The sequence below is a fragment of the Pseudomonas sp. GL-R-26 genome (assembly GCF_019947365.1).
Taxonomy (GTDB): domain Bacteria; phylum Pseudomonadota; class Gammaproteobacteria; order Pseudomonadales; family Pseudomonadaceae; genus Aquipseudomonas.
The window spans coordinates 60,693-77,297 of the sequence record NZ_JAGYGI010000003.1 but is presented as its reverse complement, the minus strand read 5'-3'; the positions used below and the strand labels follow the sequence as shown (position 1 = coordinate 77,297).

16 protein-coding genes are annotated in these 16,605 nt (G+C 58.9%); 13 read left to right on the top strand and 3 right to left on the bottom strand.

What is annotated here, in order from left to right; all coding sequences use genetic code 11:
• Positions 1 to 2: 2 nt before the first annotated feature.
• From kdsA to ispD, 4 genes are all read left to right on the top strand, one after another.
• The gene (gene kdsA, locus KGA96_RS05120) at positions 3 to 848 is read left to right on the top strand and encodes a 3-deoxy-8-phosphooctulonate synthase (RefSeq protein WP_007949350.1); all 846 of its coding nucleotides are present in this window, start codon (positions 3 to 5) and stop codon (positions 846 to 848) included.
• A gap of 156 nt (positions 849 to 1,004) precedes the next feature.
• The gene (gene eno, locus KGA96_RS05115; protein WP_046041152.1) at positions 1,005 to 2,294 is read left to right on the top strand and encodes a phosphopyruvate hydratase; all 1,290 of its coding nucleotides are present in this window, start codon (positions 1,005 to 1,007) and stop codon (positions 2,292 to 2,294) included.
• A gap of 171 nt (positions 2,295 to 2,465) precedes the next feature.
• Complete coding sequence (gene ftsB / locus KGA96_RS05110; RefSeq protein ID WP_007970710.1) at positions 2,466 to 2,744, top strand: cell division protein FtsB; 279 nt, start codon at positions 2,466 to 2,468, stop codon at positions 2,742 to 2,744.
• The gene (ispD, locus tag KGA96_RS05105) at positions 2,741 to 3,448 is read left to right on the top strand and encodes a 2-C-methyl-D-erythritol 4-phosphate cytidylyltransferase (RefSeq protein WP_046041154.1); all 708 of its coding nucleotides are present in this window, start codon (positions 2,741 to 2,743) and stop codon (positions 3,446 to 3,448) included. Before ftsB ends, ispD begins: the two co-directional genes overlap by 4 nt.
• A 6-nt stretch (positions 3,449 to 3,454) precedes the next feature.
• Here the strand turns inward: ispD and KGA96_RS05100 are convergent, their stop codons facing one another.
• A complete protein-coding gene (locus KGA96_RS05100) occupies positions 3,455 to 4,351 on the bottom strand; it encodes a LysR substrate-binding domain-containing protein (RefSeq protein ID WP_046041156.1) in 897 nt (298 codons plus the stop codon).
• 107 nt (positions 4,352 to 4,458) lie between these two features.
• Here KGA96_RS05100 and KGA96_RS05095 point away from each other — a divergent pair, with 107 nt between their 5' ends.
• The 9 genes from KGA96_RS05095 to KGA96_RS05055 all read left to right on the top strand — a co-directional run bounded on the left by KGA96_RS05095 (position 4,459) and on the right by KGA96_RS05055 (position 12,824).
• Positions 4,459 to 5,571: an S-(hydroxymethyl)glutathione dehydrogenase/class III alcohol dehydrogenase gene (locus KGA96_RS05095; protein WP_008054058.1), complete on the top strand. Its 1,113-nt coding sequence runs from the start codon at positions 4,459 to 4,461 to the stop codon at positions 5,569 to 5,571.
• 88 nt (positions 5,572 to 5,659) lie between these two features.
• Positions 5,660 to 6,505: an S-formylglutathione hydrolase gene (gene fghA, locus KGA96_RS05090; protein ID WP_046041157.1), complete on the top strand. Its 846-nt coding sequence runs from the start codon at positions 5,660 to 5,662 to the stop codon at positions 6,503 to 6,505.
• A 43-nt stretch (positions 6,506 to 6,548) separates the two neighbouring features.
• Positions 6,549 to 7,022: a 2-C-methyl-D-erythritol 2,4-cyclodiphosphate synthase gene (gene ispF / locus KGA96_RS05085; RefSeq protein WP_046041158.1), complete on the top strand. Its 474-nt coding sequence runs from the start codon at positions 6,549 to 6,551 to the stop codon at positions 7,020 to 7,022.
• Complete coding sequence (gene truD, locus KGA96_RS05080) at positions 7,019 to 8,077, top strand: tRNA pseudouridine(13) synthase TruD (protein WP_046041159.1); 1,059 nt, start codon at positions 7,019 to 7,021, stop codon at positions 8,075 to 8,077. The genes ispF and truD overlap by 4 nt, the downstream gene beginning before the upstream one ends.
• Positions 8,065 to 8,814, top strand: a complete 750-nt coding sequence (gene surE / locus KGA96_RS05075; RefSeq protein ID WP_015093781.1) for a 5'/3'-nucleotidase SurE — start codon at positions 8,065 to 8,067, stop codon at positions 8,812 to 8,814. Before truD ends, surE begins: the two co-directional genes overlap by 13 nt.
• A gap of 41 nt (positions 8,815 to 8,855) precedes the next feature.
• The gene (locus KGA96_RS05070; RefSeq protein WP_185754794.1) at positions 8,856 to 9,491 is read left to right on the top strand and encodes a protein-L-isoaspartate(D-aspartate) O-methyltransferase; all 636 of its coding nucleotides are present in this window, start codon (positions 8,856 to 8,858) and stop codon (positions 9,489 to 9,491) included.
• Positions 9,492 to 9,703: 212 nt separating this feature from the next.
• A complete protein-coding gene (locus KGA96_RS05065; protein ID WP_046041162.1) occupies positions 9,704 to 10,561 on the top strand; it encodes a peptidoglycan DD-metalloendopeptidase family protein in 858 nt (285 codons plus the stop codon).
• Positions 10,562 to 10,666: 105 nt separating this feature from the next.
• On the top strand, positions 10,667 to 11,674 hold the full coding sequence (rpoS, locus tag KGA96_RS05060; RefSeq protein WP_007990225.1) for an RNA polymerase sigma factor RpoS: 1,008 nt from the start codon (positions 10,667 to 10,669) through the stop codon (positions 11,672 to 11,674).
• A gap of 127 nt (positions 11,675 to 11,801) precedes the next feature.
• On the top strand, positions 11,802 to 12,824 hold the full coding sequence (locus tag KGA96_RS05055) for an IS110 family transposase (protein WP_223512026.1): 1,023 nt from the start codon (positions 11,802 to 11,804) through the stop codon (positions 12,822 to 12,824).
• A gap of 675 nt (positions 12,825 to 13,499) precedes the next feature.
• On the opposite strand, the gene fdxA is transcribed toward KGA96_RS05055, so the two are convergent.
• On the bottom strand, positions 13,500 to 13,838 hold the full coding sequence (fdxA, locus tag KGA96_RS05050) for a ferredoxin FdxA (protein ID WP_046041167.1): 339 nt from the start codon (positions 13,836 to 13,838) through the stop codon (positions 13,500 to 13,502).
• Positions 13,839 to 13,980: 142 nt separating this feature from the next.
• On the bottom strand, positions 13,981 to 16,560 hold the full coding sequence (gene mutS, locus KGA96_RS05045) for a DNA mismatch repair protein MutS (RefSeq protein WP_223511900.1): 2,580 nt from the start codon (positions 16,558 to 16,560) through the stop codon (positions 13,981 to 13,983).
• Positions 16,561 to 16,605: the final 45 nt, after the last annotated feature.

Here is a 16,605-nt window from a genome sequence, read left to right as displayed (position 1 = left end):
CGATGGCACAGAAGATCATCCGCGTCGGCGACATCGAGATTGCCAACGACAAGCCCATGGTGCTGTTCGGCGGCATGAACGTGCTGGAAAGCCGTGACATGGCCATGCAGGTTTGCGAAGAGTATGTGAAGGTCACCGAAAAGCTCGGTATCCCTTACGTGTTCAAGGCCAGTTTCGACAAGGCCAACCGGTCTTCTGTGACCTCGTATCGTGGTCCTGGCCTGGAAGAAGGCATGCGCATCTTCCAGGACATCAAGCAAGCCTTCGGCGTGCCGATCATCACCGACGTCCACGAACCTGATCAGGCCGCGGTTGTCGCTGAAGTCTGCGACATCATCCAGTTGCCGGCCTTCCTGTCGCGCCAGACCGACCTCGTGGTCGCTATGGCAAAGACCGGCGCTGTGATCAACATCAAGAAAGCCCAGTTCCTCGCACCTCATGAAATGAAACACATCCTGAGCAAATGCGTGGAAGCGGGTAACGATCAGTTGATCCTCTGCGAGCGTGGTTCGAGCTTCGGCTACAACAACCTGGTCGTCGACATGCTCGGCTTCGGCATCATGAAGCAGTTCGAATACCCGGTGTTCTTCGACGTGACCCACGCGCTGCAAATGCCTGGTGGTCGCTCCGATTCCGCCGGCGGTCGTCGCGCCCAGGTCACCGATCTGGCGAAGGCCGGCATGAGTCAGTCGCTGGCCGGCCTGTTCCTGGAAGCCCACCCGGATCCGGACAACGCCAAATGCGACGGTCCTTGCGCCCTGCGCCTGGACAAACTGGAGCCATTCCTGGCCCAGCTCAAGGCTTTGGACGAACTGGTGAAGAGTTTTCCGACGGTAGAAACCGCGTAATCCTCAATTCTCCGGTAAAGTACCGCACGATTTAACGCCCAGGCCCTCGGGCCTGAGCCTTGTCGTCTGCAAGACTGCCCGCTGCACCTCACTTGCCGACGATCAAAGATTTCCTACAGCTGCGTCGTTTTCGTCAACTTTGGAGTGTTTACAACAATGGCTAAAATCGTCGACATCAAAGGTCGTGAAGTTCTCGACTCCCGTGGCAATCCCACCGTGGAAGCGGACGTGCTTCTCGACAACGGCATCATCGGCAGTGCCTGCGCGCCGTCCGGTGCTTCCACTGGCTCGCGTGAAGCGCTCGAGCTGCGTGATGGCGACAAGAGCCGTTACCTGGGCAAGGGCGTTCTGAAGGCCGTAGGCAACATCAACGGTCCGATCCGCGACCTGTTGAAAGGCATGGACCCAAGCGACCAGAAAGCGCTCGATCTGGCAATGATCAAGCTCGACGGTACTGAAAACAAAGGTTCCCTGGGCGCCAACGCGATCCTCGCCGTTTCCCTGGCCGCGGCCAAGGCAGCAGCACAGGACCAGGACCTGCCGCTGTACGCTCACATCGCCAACCTGAACGGCACTCCGGGTGTCTACTCGATGCCGGTTCCGATGATGAACATCATCAACGGCGGCGAGCACGCCGATAACAACGTCGACATCCAGGAATTCATGGTTCAGCCGGTTGGCGCCAAGTCTTTCTCGGAAGGCCTGCGCATGGGCACCGAGATTTTCCATCACCTCAAAGCTGTGCTGAAGGCCCGTGGCCTGAGTACTGCCGTCGGTGACGAGGGTGGTTTCGCACCGAACCTGGCTTCCAACGAAGACGCTTTGAAAGTGATCTCCGAAGCCGTGGCCAACGCCGGTTACAAGCTGGGCACCGACGTGACCCTGGCACTGGACTGCGCAGCCAGCGAATTCTACGAAGACGGCAAGTACAACCTGTCCGGCGAAGGCCAGGTGTTCACCGCTGAAGGTTTCGCTGATTACCTGAAAGGCCTGACCGAGCGTTATCCGATCATCTCCATCGAAGATGGCCTGGACGAGTCCGACTGGGCTGGCTGGAAGATCCTCACCGACAAGATCGGCGAGAAGACCCAGCTGGTGGGCGACGACCTGTTCGTCACCAACACCAAGATCCTGAAAGAAGGCATCGACAAGAAGATCGCCAACTCGATCCTGATCAAGTTCAACCAGATCGGCACCCTGACCGAAACCCTGGAAGCCATCCAGATGGCCAAGGCTGCTGGTTACACTGCCGTGATCTCGCACCGCTCCGGCGAAACCGAAGATTCGACCATTGCCGACCTGGCCGTGGGCACCTCGGCTGGCCAGATCAAGACCGGCTCCCTGTGCCGTTCCGACCGCGTTTCCAAGTACAACCAACTGCTGCGTATCGAAGAGCAGTTGAACGGCAAAGCCAAGTACAACGGTCGCAGCGAGTTCCGCGGCTAAGCAGTACATGGTAAAAAAGACACCGGATTGTGTCGAAAAAATCGCTACAGCGACGTTTTTGCCACTAATCTGATGCCTTATATGCACAAGCCTGGTTCTTCCAGGCTTCGTGCTATCAGAAGCTTCACGTTTTGGCATGGCTGTCTTTTTTCACTGGATACCTGATATTCGATGCGCAGTCCCAATTGGTTGTTCCTCATCCTGCTTTTGCTGCTGGCTGGCTTGCAGTACCGCCTGTGGGTGGGAAATGGCAGCCTGGCGCAAGTGGCCGAGTTGACTCAGCAGATTGCCGATCAGCAAGCTGAGAACCAGGCCTTGCTGGAGCGCAACCGGGTGATGGACGCCGAAGTCAGTGAATTGAAAAAGGGCATGGAGACCGTTGAAGAGCGGGCTCGTCATGAGTTGGGCATGGTCAAGGACGGTGAAACCCTTTACCAGTTGGCCCAATGATTAATTCGTTACCGGCCTTCTGGGCCGTGATTCCTGCCGCGGGCGTCGGTGCCCGTATGGCCGCGGACCGTCCCAAGCAATACTTGCAACTGGGCGGGCGCACTATTCTCGAACACAGCCTTGGCTGTTTCCTTGATCATCCATGCCTGAAAGGCTTGGTGGTCAGTCTTGCTGTTGATGATCCTTATTGGCCGAACCTGGCATGTGCCAGTGATCCGCGTATTGCCCGGGTCGAGGGTGGTTCCGAACGTTCCGGGTCGGTGCTCAATGCCTTGCTGCACTTGCATGCGCAGGGCGCCGATGATGAGGATTGGGTACTGGTTCACGATGCCGCACGGCCGAACCTCAGTCGTGACGATCTGGACAAGCTGCTGGCTGAACTGGCTGACGATCCTGTTGGCGGACTGCTGGCTGTCCCGGCGCGGGATACGCTCAAGCGGGTCGATAAACACGGTCGCGTTGTCGAGACTGTGGACCGCAGTGTGATCTGGCAGGCCTACACGCCGCAGATGTTTCGCCTTGGAGCGTTGCATCGGGCTTTGGCGGACAGTCTGGTGGCGGATGCCGTTGTTACCGACGAAGCTTCGGCCATGGAGTGGGCCGGTTCGGCGCCGCGCCTGATCGAAGGGCGATCCGACAACCTCAAGGTTACGCGTCCTGAAGACCTTGAGTGGTTGAGACAGCGTTGGGCCAATCGTCACTAGAGGATCTTAAAACCTGTACTCCGGCCGTTCGGCCAACCCCTCTTTCAAGTAGTCCACCAACTTGCGCACCTTCGGCGACAGATGCCGCTGCTGCGGATACAACGCCCAAACGGCGGTATTCGGCGGTTGATGCGCCTCCAGCAACGAAATCAACGCGCCGCTATTCAAATGCTCCAGCACGTAATAGTCCGGCAACTGACACAGCCCTACGCCCTGTAGCGCTGCATCCAGTACGGCTTGCCCACTGTTGCAACGCCAGTTTCCCTGCACCCTTTGCGAAAATTCCCTCCCGTTCTGTTCCAGTTGCCAGAGGTCGGAGCTGCCGATAAGGCAGTTGTGGCGGCTCAGTTCCGACAGGCTGTGCGGGCGACCGTAGCGCTCAAGGTAGGCGGGCGATGCACAGAGAAACATACGCCGCGGTGCGAGGCGGGTGGCGACCAGCCGTGAATCCTGCAAGCGCCCGAGGCGAATCGCCAGGTCGAGGCCTTCGTGCACCAGGTCAAGCTGGCGATTTGTCAGTTCGATGTCGATACGCAGTTGCGGAAACAGCCCCATGAAGCGGGTCACCAGCGGCACGATGAAGCGCTCGCCGTAAGCCACTGCGCAGGTCATGCGCAGCATGCCCTTGGGTTCGCTGGTCAAGTCACCGACCGCACGCAGCGCTTCTTCGCGACCATCCTGCAAACGCTGGCAATGTTGCAGGAAGGTTTGTCCAGCCTCGGTCAACGCGACCCGACGGGTACTGCGGTAGAGCAGACGAGTCTGCAAACGCTCTTCCAGGCGTACGATTTGTCGACTGACGTGTGAGGAAGAAACGCCCAGCCGTTCCGCAGCAGCAGTGAACTGGCTGCATTCGGCAACGGCGACAAACTCGTCGATCCCTTCCCAGCGATTTTCGGACATCAATGATTATCCCTGTGCGGCAATAATATTTTGCATTTGCATCGATTATTCATCGTTGAGCCATGTATTACACTCCCTGTCTCGTTTTAATTCACTGGAGAGTCATCATGATCAAGTCGCGCGCCGCCGTTGCCTTCGAGGCCAAGAAGCCCCTCGAAATCGTTGAAGTCGATGTCGCCATGCCCAAGGCCGGCGAAGTCTTGCTGCGCGTGGTGGCCTCCGGTGTTTGCCATACCGATGCCTACACACTGTCTGGCGCTGATCCTGAAGGCATCTTCCCGTCGATCCTCGGCCACGAAGGTGGTGCGATTGTCGAGGCCATCGGCGAAGGCGTGACCTCCGTTGCGGTCGGTGATCATGTGATCCCGCTGTACACCCCTGAATGCCGTCAGTGCAAATTCTGCCTGTCAGGTAAAACCAACCTCTGCCAGGCGATTCGCGCGACCCAGGGCAAAGGCTTGATGCCGGACGGCACTTCGCGTTTTTCCTACAAGGGCCAGCCGATTTTCCACTACATGGGTACTTCCACTTTTTCGGAGTACACCGTGCTACCGGAAATCTCCGTGGCCAAGATTGCTAAAGAAGCGCCACTGGAAAAAGTCTGCCTGCTGGGCTGCGGTGTCACTACCGGTATCGGTGCAGTGCTCAACACCGCCAAGGTGAAACCGGGTGATACCGTGGCCATTTTCGGCCTCGGCGGCATCGGCCTGTCGGCTGTCATTGGCGCTGTCAAAGCCAAGGCTGCCCGCATCATCGCCATCGACATCAACCCGGCGAAATTCGAAATCGCAAAACAGCTGGGCGCAACCGATTGCGTGAACCCGAAAGACTTCGATCGTCCGATCCAGGAAGTCATCGTCGACATGACCGATGGCGGCGTGGACTTTTCCTTTGAGTGCATCGGCAACGTGCAACTGATGCGCGCTGCGCTGGAATGCTGCCACAAGGGCTGGGGCGAATCGGTCATCATCGGCGTTGCCGGTGCCGGTCAGGAAATCTCGACCCGTCCGTTCCAGTTGGTCACCGGCCGCGTCTGGCGCGGTTCGGCGTTCGGCGGCGTGCGCGGCCGTACCGAGTTGCCAAGCTATGTGGAAATGGCCGAGACCGGTGAGATTCCGCTGGATACCTTCATCACCCACACCATGGGCCTGGAAGATATCAACAAGGCGTTTGACCTGATGCATGAAGGAAAAAGCATCCGCTCCGTCATTCATTTCTGAGAAGCAGCTGCAAGCCACGAGCTTCAAGCGGCAAGCTGATTGAGTTGGCCTGGCGCTTGAGGTTTTGGTTTTCAGTGAGGAGTTTGCAATGAGTTTGGAAAACATCTCCTGCCAGAAAAGTTTTGGCGGCTGGCACAAGCGCTACCGCCATCGCTCGGAAGTGCTCGGTTGCGACATGGTGTTCGCCGTCTACCTGCCGCCGCAGGCGGAGCAGGGCGGCAAGTTGCCGGTGTTGTACTGGTTGTCCGGCCTGACCTGCACCGACGAGAACTTCATGCAAAAGGCCGGCGCCATGCGCATGGCCGCCGAGCTGGGGCTGATCATCGTCGCACCGGACACCAGCCCTCGCGGCGCCGATGTGCCGGGCGATCCGGATGGCGCCTGGGACTTCGGTCTCGGCGCCGGGTTTTACCTGAATGCCACTCAGGAGCCTTGGTCGCGCCACTATCGGATGCATGACTATGTCGTGCAGGAATTGCCGACATTGGTTGAAGCCCATTTCCCTGCGTCGGACAAGCGCGGCATCAGTGGTCACTCCATGGGCGGCCACGGTGCGCTGGTCTGCGCATTACGCAATCCGGGGCGCTATCTATCGGTGTCGGCGTTCTCGCCAATCAACAATCCGATGGATTGCCCGTGGGGGCAGAAAGCCTTCTCCCGCTATCTGGGAGAGGACCGTTCGAAATGGCGCGAATGGGATGCCTGCGCGTTGATTGCCGAGGCCGATGAAAAGCTGCCGCTGTTGGTCGACCAGGGTGATCGCGACGATTTCCTCGCCAACCAACTAAAGCCGGAAGCCTTGCAGCAGGCGGCCAAACTGGCAGGTCACCCGCTGACGTTGCGCCTGCAACCGGGCTATGACCACAGCTATTTCTTTATTGCCAGTTTCATCGATGAGCACTTACGGCATCACGCGCATGCTCTGGTTGGTTAATGCAGGTAGAATCACGCCCTGACAAAAATCGGGGCGTTTTTTTATGCGTATTGGCCACGGCTATGATGTGCACCGTTTCGCTGAAGGCGATTTCATCACTCTGGGCGGCGTGCGCATTGCACACAGCTTCGGGCTGCTCGCTCACTCTGACGGTGACGTCCTCTTGCACGCCTTGAGCGATGCCTTGCTCGGCGCTGCAGCGCTGGGCGACATCGGCAAGCATTTCCCGGATACCGACCCGAAATTCAAGGGCGCCGACAGCCGTGTGCTGTTGCGTCACGTCGTCGCACTGGTTCATGCCAAAGGCTGGAAAGTCGGCAACGTCGATAACACCATCGTCGCCCAGGCGCCGAAAATGGCCCCGCATATCGAATCGATGCGCGCGCTGATTGCCGCGGATCTTCAAGTAGAGTTGGATCAAGTGAACGTGAAAGCTACCACCACCGAAAAGCTCGGCTTTGTCGGTCGCGAAGAAGGCATTGCCGTGCACTCCGTTGCCTTGTTGTTGCGCGCATGAACGAACTGCAATTGCTCGGCCCGCGGGCTTACGGTGAAGCCCTCGGCACGGCGGTCCTGAAAGCGATCGCGGAAGATTTCCAGGTCGACGAAGTCCTCGACATTCCCCTCAGCGGCGAAGGCGAACACCTGTGGATCTGGGTGGAAAAGCGCGGCCTGAACACAGAAGAAGCAGCGCGACGGATTGCCAAGGCTGCCGGCGTGCCATTGCGCACCGTCAGTTATGCCGGGCTCAAGGACCGTCAGGCGTTGACTCGCCAGTGGTTCAGCGTGCAACTGCCGGGCAAGGCCGACCCTGATCTGTCAGTGGCAGAAAACGATACGCTGAAGATCCTCAAGACCGCCCGCCACAAGCGCAAACTGCAACGCGGTGCCCACTCGGCCAACGGCTTTACGTTGCGCCTTACGCAATTCGCCGGCGACAAGGCCGCGCTTGAAGAGCGTCTGCAACTGATCGCGAAACAAGGCATCCCCAATTATTTCGGTGCCCAGCGTTTCGGCCATGACGGCGGCAACGTCGTCGATGCTCGTGCCTGGGCCGCGCGCAAGGCGCTGCCGGAGCAGCGCAACGTGCGCTCGCGTCTGCTCTCCACGGCGCGCAGTTTTCTGTTCAATCAGGTGCTGGCCGCGCGTGTCACCGATGGCACCTGGCAGCGTGCCCAGGTGGGCGATCTGCTGGCGTTCACCGACAGCCGCAGCTTTTTCCCGGCAGGTGAAGCCGAGTGCAGCGACCCGCGCCTGGCGATTCTCGATCTGCACCCGACCGGTCCGCAGTGGGGCGAAGGTGACTCGCCGGCAGCGGGCGCTGTCCATGAACTGGAGCAGGCCATCGCCGCACGCGAAGCGGATTTGCGTGACTGGTTGATCAACGCCGGAATGAGCCACGAACGTCGCATCCTGCGGCTGCCCATTGGCGGGTTGACGTGGCATTATCCCGAGCCTGACATTCTGCAACTGGAATTCGTCCTGCCGGCCGGATGCTTCGCCACCGTATTGGTGCGCGAGCTTGTTGATCTGGTGCCGGTGGGGCAGACGGACAGCCCATGCGTATTCTGATTTCTAACGACGATGGGGTAACAGCACCCGGTCTCGCCGCGCTTTATGCTGCGCTGGCGGATTACACCGAGTGCGTGGTTATCGCCCCGGACCAGGACAAGAGCGGCGCCAGCAGTTCGCTGACGCTCGACCGTCCGTTGCACCCGCAAACCCTGGCCAACGGCTTTATCAGCCTCAACGGCACGCCAACCGATTGTGTGCACCTGGGCCTCAACGGCCTGCTGGAGCGCGAAGCGGACATGGTGGTTTCCGGTATCAACCTGGGCGCGAACCTGGGGGACGATGTCCTGTATTCCGGCACGGTGGCGGCGGCCCTCGAGGGGCGTTTCCTGAAACACCCTTCGTTTGCCTTTTCGCTGGTCTCACGCCAGGTAGAGAACCTTCCCACAGCTGCCCATTTCGCGCGCAAACTGGTTGAAGCCCATGCTGACTTGGATCTGCCACCGCGTACGGTACTGAATGTGAACATCCCCAATTTGCCGCTGGACCGTATCCGCGGTATCCAGCTGACTCGCCTGGGCCATCGCGCCCGGGCCGCGGCACCGATTAAAGTGGTGGATCCTCGGGGCAAGTCCGGTTACTGGATCGCGGCGGCCGGGGATGCCGAAGACGGCGGCCCGGGTACCGATTTCCATGCAGTAATGCAGGGTTATGTTTCGATCACGCCGCTGCAACTGGATCGCACCTTCAATGATGCCTTCAGAAGTCTGGACGGCTGGCTGGAGGGGCTGCGCTGATGGGTCGCGAACAAGACGATATCCTGCATCGCGGCATCGGCATGACCTCCCAGCGAACCCGGGAGCGGCTGATCCAGCGCCTTTACGAAGAAGGCATTTCCAACGCCAGGGTACTGGAGGTCATTCGCCGGACCCCGCGCCACCTGTTCGTCGACGAAGCGCTGGCACACCGCGCCTATGAAGACACCGCGCTGCCGATTGGTAACAACCAGACCATCTCCCAGCCTTATATGGTGGCGCGCATGAGCGAGCTGCTGCTGGAGGCCGGTCCCCTCGACAAGGTGCTGGAGATCGGCACCGGGTCGGGTTATCAGACGGCGGTGCTGTCGCAACTGGTCGAGCGTGTGTTCTCGGTCGAGCGCATCAAGGTTCTGCAGGATCGGGCAAAGGAACGTCTGGTCGAACTGAACCTGCGCAACGTGGTGTTCCGCTGGGGCGATGGCTGGGAAGGCTGGCCGGCACTGGCACCTTACAACGGGATTATCGTCACCGCAGTGGCGACCGACGTGCCCCAGGCACTGCTTGACCAGTTGGCGCCGGGAGGCCGAATGGTGATCCCGGTCGGGGCTGGCGAAGTCCAGCAATTGATGCTGATCGTTCGCGAGGAACAAGGTTTTTCCAGGCATGTCCTGGGGGCTGTGCGCTTCGTGCCATTGCTCAATGGGCCACTGGCCTGAGCATTTGTTTCGGCACGCTGAATTCTCTTCGATTGCCTTTGTCTTACAGCGGCATCGTTGTGTTAAACGGGATTCATCGTCAGGCAGCAAACGTGTGCGCGACACCGACTCGCTACATTAAAGGTAAAGCGTGCACGGCCCGTTATACTTGCGACAGTTCATTACCGGACTCCGGTATTTCACATTTTCAGCCACCACAGAGGGAGCGGCGGGTGAGTCTCACAGTCATTGCGCAGCGTATGAGTAAAACGAGCTTTCAGCGCCTGGTGACTGGCCTTGTCTTGAGCACGTTGCTGGTCGGTTGTTCCAGCAACAAATCCAGCGATGTTCGTGTCGTCGACCGCAACAACGCCGCACCCCAGCGTCCGGCCGTGACCACCGGACAATACGTCGTTCGGCCCAAGGACACCTTGTTCTCCATCGCCTTCCGTTACGGCTGGGACTACAAGGCCCTGGCGGCACGCAACAACATTCCTGCGCCTTACACCATCCGTCCGGGTCAGACGATTCGCTTTGATGGTCGTACCGATTCAACGTCCACGGCGGTGGTCAGTTCGTCCAGTTCAACGCCTTCGTCGTCGAGTAAAACCACGGTCATCCGTCGTTCGGCAAACGGTACGACCACCAGCACAACGACGGTTGTACCGTCCGTCGCGAGCAAGTCTGAACCCGCTCCATTGCCCCCTCCCGGACCAGCCCCGACCGGCTGGGGATGGCCATCTAATGGCATTCTTATTGGAAAATTCTCTTCAAACGGTAGTTTGAATAAAGGAATTGATATCGCCGGAGATTTGGGACAGCCTGTTTTAGCTGCGTCTGATGGGACGGTGGTATACGCCGGGAGTGGCTTAAGGGGCTACGGCGAATTAGTAATCATCAAGCACAGTGAAACCTACGTAAGCGCCTACGGACATAACCGCAGGCTGTTGGTTCGGGAGGGGCAGCAGGTCAAGGTCGGACAGACAATTGCCGAAATGGGGTCAACGGGTACAGACCGGGTGAAACTGCATTTTGAGATTCGCCGCCAAGGTAAACCTGTAGATCCGCTGCAATTCCTGCCACGTCGTTGATCGCTTACCAGCCTGTTCCGTCGCGTAGAGGGGACAGGCTCCAGCGTTGCCAGGGAGAAAGGCGCCGCTTGAGCTTGAGGTCGAACTCACCAAAGGACTATAACAATGGCTCTCAGTAAAGAAGTGCCGGAGTTTGACATCGACGATGAGGTTCTCCTGATGGAGAGCAGCATCGATACGGATTCGATGTCGAATGATGAAGGGGCGGCTCCACCTTCCGTTCGTGCCAAATCCAAACACTCCGCATCGTTGAAACAACACAAGTACATTGACTACACGCGGGCACTTGATGCCACGCAGCTGTATCTCAATGAAATTGGTTTCTCTCCCCTGCTATCACCCGAAGAAGAAGTTCATTTTGCGCGCCTGTCGCAAAGTGGCGATCCGGCCGGGCGCAAACGCATGATTGAAAGCAACCTGCGCCTGGTGGTGAAAATCGCCCGACGCTACGTCAATCGTGGGCTGTCGCTGCTGGACCTGATCGAAGAGGGCAACCTCGGCTTGATCCGGGCGGTGGAGAAGTTCGATCCGGAACGCGGCTTCCGCTTCTCGACCTACGCGACCTGGTGGATTCGCCAGACCATCGAACGCGCAATCATGAATCAGACCCGGACCATCCGGCTGCCGATCCATGTGGTCAAGGAGCTGAATGTGTACCTGCGGGCCGCGCGGGAGCTGACGCAAAAACTCGACCATGAACCCTCTCCCGAAGAAATCGCCAACCTGCTGGAAAAACCGGTGGGAGAGGTCAAGCGTATGCTCGGCCTAAATGAACGGGTTTCTTCGGTCGACGTCTCGCTGGGTCCGGATTCGGATAAAACCCTGCTCGATACCCTGACTGACGACCGTCCAACCGATCCATGCGAACTGTTGCAGGACGACGACCTGTCCCAGAGCATCGATCAATGGCTCTCGGAACTGACCGACAAGCAACGCGAAGTGGTTGTACGCCGCTTTGGCCTGCGCGGTCATGAAAGCAGCACCCTTGAAGACGTAGGCCTGGAAATCGGCCTGACCCGTGAACGAGTCAGACAGATTCAGGTGGAAGGCTTGAAGCGGCTGCGCGAGATCCTGGAAAAAAATGGTCTGTCGAGCGAGTCGCTGTTCCAATAAGGCACTCACTGCGATGGCATGAAAAACCCCGACTGGCTCGGGGTTTAATGAGATGGTCAGCCTGACCGAGAAGCCCTGCAGGTTTACGCTTGCAGGGCTTTTCTCGTTTTCGGGCGGAGGATCTCTCATGAACACGATGACACTTCTCGGTATCGACATTGGCAAACACAGTTTCCACCTGCATGGCCAGGACGCCAGAGGCCATCAGGTATTGCGCAAAAAAACCAACCGCAGCCAGTTGCTCAGCACATTGGCCCAACTGCCAGCCTGCACGGTGGTGATGGAGTCCTGCGGCGGCGCCCACTGGCTGGCTCGACAGATCGGTGCATTGGGCCACGAGGTGAAGCTGATCGCCCCGCAGTACGTCAAACCGTTCGTCAAAGGCAACAAAAACGACTTCATTGATGCCGAAGCGATTTGCGAGGCGGCGAGCCGCCCCGCGATGCGCTTCTGCTCGATCAAAACCGAAGAGCAGCAAACGCTTTCAGCCCTGCACCGTGTTCGTGATTCATTGATTGGCCATCGCACCGAGGCGACTAATCAGATCCACGGTTTTCTGTTGGAGTTCGGGATCAGCCTGCCTATTGGGGTCACTGCGTTGCACCGCGTGCCAGCGTTGCTGGATGACCCACAACACCCGGTTCCATTGCGCCTCAAGGGCCTGGTGATGCGCCTCTATTATCAAATCCAACAGCTTAATGATGAAATCAAGGACATCGAGTCCGACTTGAAGCAGCAGTTGGAAGAAGACGATGCCGCGCGTCGCTTGCAGAGTATTCCAGGCATCGGCCCGATTACTGCCAGCGCGCTGCTGGCGGATATAGGGGACGCATCGAATTATCGCAGTGGACGTGATTTCGCGGCTTCGTTGGGGTTGGTGCCGAAGCAGCATTCAACCGGCGGAAAGACAGTGCTGCTGGGGATTACAAAACGCGGCGATAAGCACATACGCCGGCTACTGGTGCAGGGTGCGCGGGCCATCATGCAACATATCGACAAGCGTGAAGACGCCCTTGGACCTTGGGTTCGAGAGCTGCTGACGCGTCGCCACTCCAATGTCGTCGCGTGCGCGCTGGCGAACAAACTGGCGCGAATCGTGTGGGCGGTACTGGCCAAAGGCGGCCAGTACGACCAACATCCGAACGCTTGAACGTACAGCTTTGCCACCGGCTTTTGCGACGTCACTGACTGATGACAGTAAACGGCAAACGGCCCGACTGAGAACCTGGCAATAAAATCAGCTTTAGAGGCTGAGGGTTTTTTCAGGACAGTCGGGAGCGGCTACTCATCGAGGGCCGAGCGTTGTTACAGCAACGCTCACAACGAGCCCGGATACATTAGCGCAAGCCAGCTTTACCGAAAACAGCCTATGGGGTTGCAGGAGATGGGCTGAGCATACATTTATTGCCTGGCCAGGAGGTCGAGTCCCCTCGGGATTTTGGTTCCGTGCTGTAAGCCTAGGCTTACTGTTGCGTAAGTGTTCGTTATTTTTACACCCTGGCAGTCGTCCATGCTGAGCGCTTTGTTACTATATCTTATTGATTTATATAGATATTTTTTATTATTAAAGACGTGTGACAGTTAGAGTTCGTACCAAGGGGCGATTGATCCCGCAGGGGAAAACTCTAATATTCAGCTTGTGTCGACGGACAGACACGTCCTTCATGGATGAAGGATATGGATATCGCAGGACGCGATTCATCAGGACGATGAAAAGGAACACAGGGAATAGGGAAAAAATGTGGGCGGGTCAAACCGCCCCTTTTTTTGCCTGCAGAAAAGCAAAAAGGCCCTTGTGGGGCCTTTTTCGCGAACGCGGGGGTAATCAGCGTTCGAGGTCTGCGATCTTGCTGCCTACAGATTTGTTGATGATGCGATCAAAGTCTTCTGCATCAGGCATCGAATCTTTCTTCTCGGTGATGTTCGGCCAGATATCGGCCAACTCAGCGTTCAGTTCGATGAAGTTCTCCATGCCGGCCGGAACCTCATCTTCGGAGAAGATAGCTACAGCAGGGCATTCAGGTTCGCACAGCGCGCAATCGATGCACTCATCCGGGTGGATCACCAGGAAATTCGGGCCTTCGTAAAAGCAGTCCACCGGACAGACTTCTACGCAGTCGGTGTACTTGCACTTGATGCAGTTGTCGGTGACGACGAAGGTCATTTCTAATTTTCTCCTCAGGCGCGGCTTGCTGCGCCCCTTCTCGTAGGGGTCGCCAGGTTCGGGAGCGATAGTCTGCTGGCCAGGCTATTAGCCAGCAGCATCCCAAACCGCGCGAGATTCTAACAGCTTGCAAGCCGCTGCGTTAGATCCGTGTCTTTAGTGTATAGAGCATTTCGAGAGCACGACGTGGCGTCATGTTGTCCAGGTCGAGCTTGGCCAAGTCATCCAGCACCGGGTGCGGCAGGCTGGCAAACAGATCGCTTTGCTGCGGAGCCGCCGGTTTGCCTTTGGCTGGTGCCGGTGTTTCATGGGGCAGGGCGGTGTCTTCCAGGCGGCTCAGATGCTCTCGAGCGCGGGTGATGACTTCGCTCGGTACGCCTGCCAGTTGCGCAACGGCCAGGCCATAACTCTGGCTGGCCGGCCCTGGCAGCACGTGGTGCAGGAACACGATGCGCTCGTTGTGCTCGGTGGCATTGAGGTGCACGTTGGCCACCAGCGGCTGTGCTTCCGGCAGGACGGTCAGTTCAAAGTAGTGGGTGGCGAACAGCGTGTATGCACGCAGATGCGCCAGGCGCTCGGCAGCGGCCCATGCCAGGGACAGACCGTCGAAGGTGCTGGTGCCGCGCCCGACTTCGTCCATCAGCACCAGGCTGCGCTCGGTGGCGTTGTGCAGGATGTTCGCGGTTTCGCTCATTTCCACCATGAAGGTCGAACGCCCGCCGGCCAGGTCATCGCTGGAGCCGATCCGGGTGAAGATGCGGTCGACCAACGACAGTTCGCAACTGGCTGCCGGCACGAAGCTGCCGATGTGGGCCAGGAGCACGATCAAGGCGGTCTGACGCATGTAGGTGGATTTACCGCCCATGTTCGGACCGGTGATCACCAGCATGCGGGTGTTGTCGTCCAGGCTCAGGTCGTTGGCCACGAACGGCGTGGTCAGCACTTGTTCGACCACCGGGTGGCGACCTTGAGTGATGCGCATGCACGGTTCACTGACGAAGCGCGGGCAGTTCAGGTCGAGGTTCAGCGCACGTTCGGCCAGGTTGCTCAAGACGTCCAGCTCGGCCAGGGCGCCGGCGGTGTCCTGCAGCGGTGGCAGCTGGCTGATCAGGTCTTCGAGCAGTGCTTCGTACAGCATCTTCTCGCGGGCCAGGGCACGGCTCTTGGCTGACAGTGCCTTGTCTTCGAACGCCTTGAGTTCCGGCGTAATGAAACGCTCGGCGCCTTTGAGCGTCTGGCGGCGAATGTAGTCGGCCGGTGCTGATTCCGCCTGCTTGCTTGGAAGCTCGATGAAGTAGCCGTGGATGCGGTTGTAACCGACCTTCAGGTGCGACAGGCCGGTGCGGGCCTTTTCCCGTGCTTCAAGGTCGATCAGGAATTGCCCGGCGTTTTCGCTCAGCGACTGCAGTTCGTCGAGTTCGCTGTCGTAGCCGGTTTTCAGCACGCCGCCATCACGAATGACGGCGGGCGGGTTGTCGATGATGGCTTTTTCCAGCAATGCCGCCAGTTCCGGGTAGGTGCTGGTGATGGTGGCGAGTTGCTGGAGATGCGGGGCTTCGAGCTCCGTCATTGCCACTTGCAATTCCGGCAGTGCGCCGAGGGCGTCACGCAAGCGGGCGAGGTCGCGGGGGCGGGCATTACGCAGGCCGATCCGCGCAAGAATTCGCTCGATGTCGCCGATTTCCTTGAGCTGCGGTTGCAGCCTTTCGAAGCGGTAACCGTCGAGCAGGCAAGTGATCGAAGTCTGACGCGCCAACAGCACCGTCAAATCGCGCAACGGGCGATTCAGCCAGCGGGTCAGCAAGCGGCTGCCCATGGCGGTCTGGCAGCGGTCCACCACCGATTGCAGGGTGTTGTCGCGCCCCCCGGCCAGGTTGGTGTCGAGCTCCAGGTTGCGACGGCTGGCGCCATCGAGCACCACGGTGTCGTCCAGGCGCTCATGACGCAGGCTGCGCAAATGAGGCAGGGCGGTGCGCTGGGTTTCCTTGGCGTAGGCCAGCAGGCAACCGGCGGAGCCGATCGCCAGGGTCAGGTTTTCGCAGCCAAAGCCCTTGAGATCCTGAGTCGAGAATTGCTGGCACAGGCTTTTGAGCGCCGAGTCGCGCTCGAAATCCCACGGCGCACGGCGACGCACACCACGGCGTTTTTCCGCCGGCAAGTCCTTGGGCCAGTCATCCGGGATCAGCAACTCCACCGGGTTGACCCGCTCCAGTTCCGCCAGCAGGTTTTCCCAACCCTTGATTTCCAGCACGCTGAAGTTGCCGCTGGTGATGTCCAGCACCGCCAGGCCGAACAGGCGCTCATCGCCCAGGACGGCGGCGATCAGGTTGTCCCGACGCTCGTCGAGCAACGCCTCGTCACTCACCGTCCCCGGCGTGATGATGCGCACGACCTGCCGCTCCACCGGCCCTTTGCTGGTGGCCGGGTCGCCGACCTGCTCGCAGATCACCACCGATTCGCCAAGCTTCACCAGCTTTGCCAGGTAACCCTCGGCGGCGTGGTAAGGAATCCCGCACATCGGAATCGCCTGGCCAGCCGACTGCCCGCGGGCCGTCAGGGTGATGTCCAGCAACTTGGCGGCCTTCTTCGCGTCTTCATAGAAGATCTCGTAGAAGTCGCCCATGCGGTAGAACATCAGCTGATCCGGGTGCTGGTTTTTCAGGCGCCAGTACTGCTGCATCATCGGGGTGTGGGAGGACAGGTCGGAGACGGCTTTATTCATCGGATTGTCGGGAAGCTCGTTGAAAGAGGTGGGGCAAAAGCGGGG

Excerpts from the sequence above, each read along its gene's own strand:
- kdsA (WP_007949350.1), top strand. The coding sequence starts at position 3 with ATGGCACAGAAGATCATCCGCGTCGGCGACATCGAGATTGCCAACGAC.
- eno (WP_046041152.1), top strand. The coding sequence starts at position 1,005 with ATGGCTAAAATCGTCGACATCAAAGGTCGTGAAGTTCTCGACTCCCGT.
- ftsB (WP_007970710.1), top strand. The coding sequence starts at position 2,466 with ATGCGCAGTCCCAATTGGTTGTTCCTCATCCTGCTTTTGCTGCTGGCT.
- ispD (WP_046041154.1), top strand. The coding sequence starts at position 2,741 with ATGATTAATTCGTTACCGGCCTTCTGGGCCGTGATTCCTGCCGCGGGC.
- KGA96_RS05100 (WP_046041156.1), bottom strand. The coding sequence starts at position 4,351 with ATGTCCGAAAATCGCTGGGAAGGGATCGACGAGTTTGTCGCCGTTGCC.
- KGA96_RS05095 (WP_008054058.1), top strand. The coding sequence starts at position 4,459 with ATGATCAAGTCGCGCGCCGCCGTTGCCTTCGAGGCCAAGAAGCCCCTC.
- fghA (WP_046041157.1), top strand. The coding sequence starts at position 5,660 with ATGAGTTTGGAAAACATCTCCTGCCAGAAAAGTTTTGGCGGCTGGCAC.
- ispF (WP_046041158.1), top strand. The coding sequence starts at position 6,549 with ATGCGTATTGGCCACGGCTATGATGTGCACCGTTTCGCTGAAGGCGAT.
- truD (WP_046041159.1), top strand. The coding sequence starts at position 7,019 with ATGAACGAACTGCAATTGCTCGGCCCGCGGGCTTACGGTGAAGCCCTC.
- surE (WP_015093781.1), top strand. The coding sequence starts at position 8,065 with ATGCGTATTCTGATTTCTAACGACGATGGGGTAACAGCACCCGGTCTC.
- KGA96_RS05070 (WP_185754794.1), top strand. The coding sequence starts at position 8,856 with ATGACCTCCCAGCGAACCCGGGAGCGGCTGATCCAGCGCCTTTACGAA.
- rpoS (WP_007990225.1), top strand. The coding sequence starts at position 10,667 with ATGGCTCTCAGTAAAGAAGTGCCGGAGTTTGACATCGACGATGAGGTT.
- KGA96_RS05055 (WP_223512026.1), top strand. The coding sequence starts at position 11,802 with ATGAACACGATGACACTTCTCGGTATCGACATTGGCAAACACAGTTTC.
- fdxA (WP_046041167.1), bottom strand. The coding sequence starts at position 13,838 with ATGACCTTCGTCGTCACCGACAACTGCATCAAGTGCAAGTACACCGAC.
- mutS (WP_223511900.1), bottom strand. The coding sequence starts at position 16,560 with ATGAATAAAGCCGTCTCCGACCTGTCCTCCCACACCCCGATGATGCAG.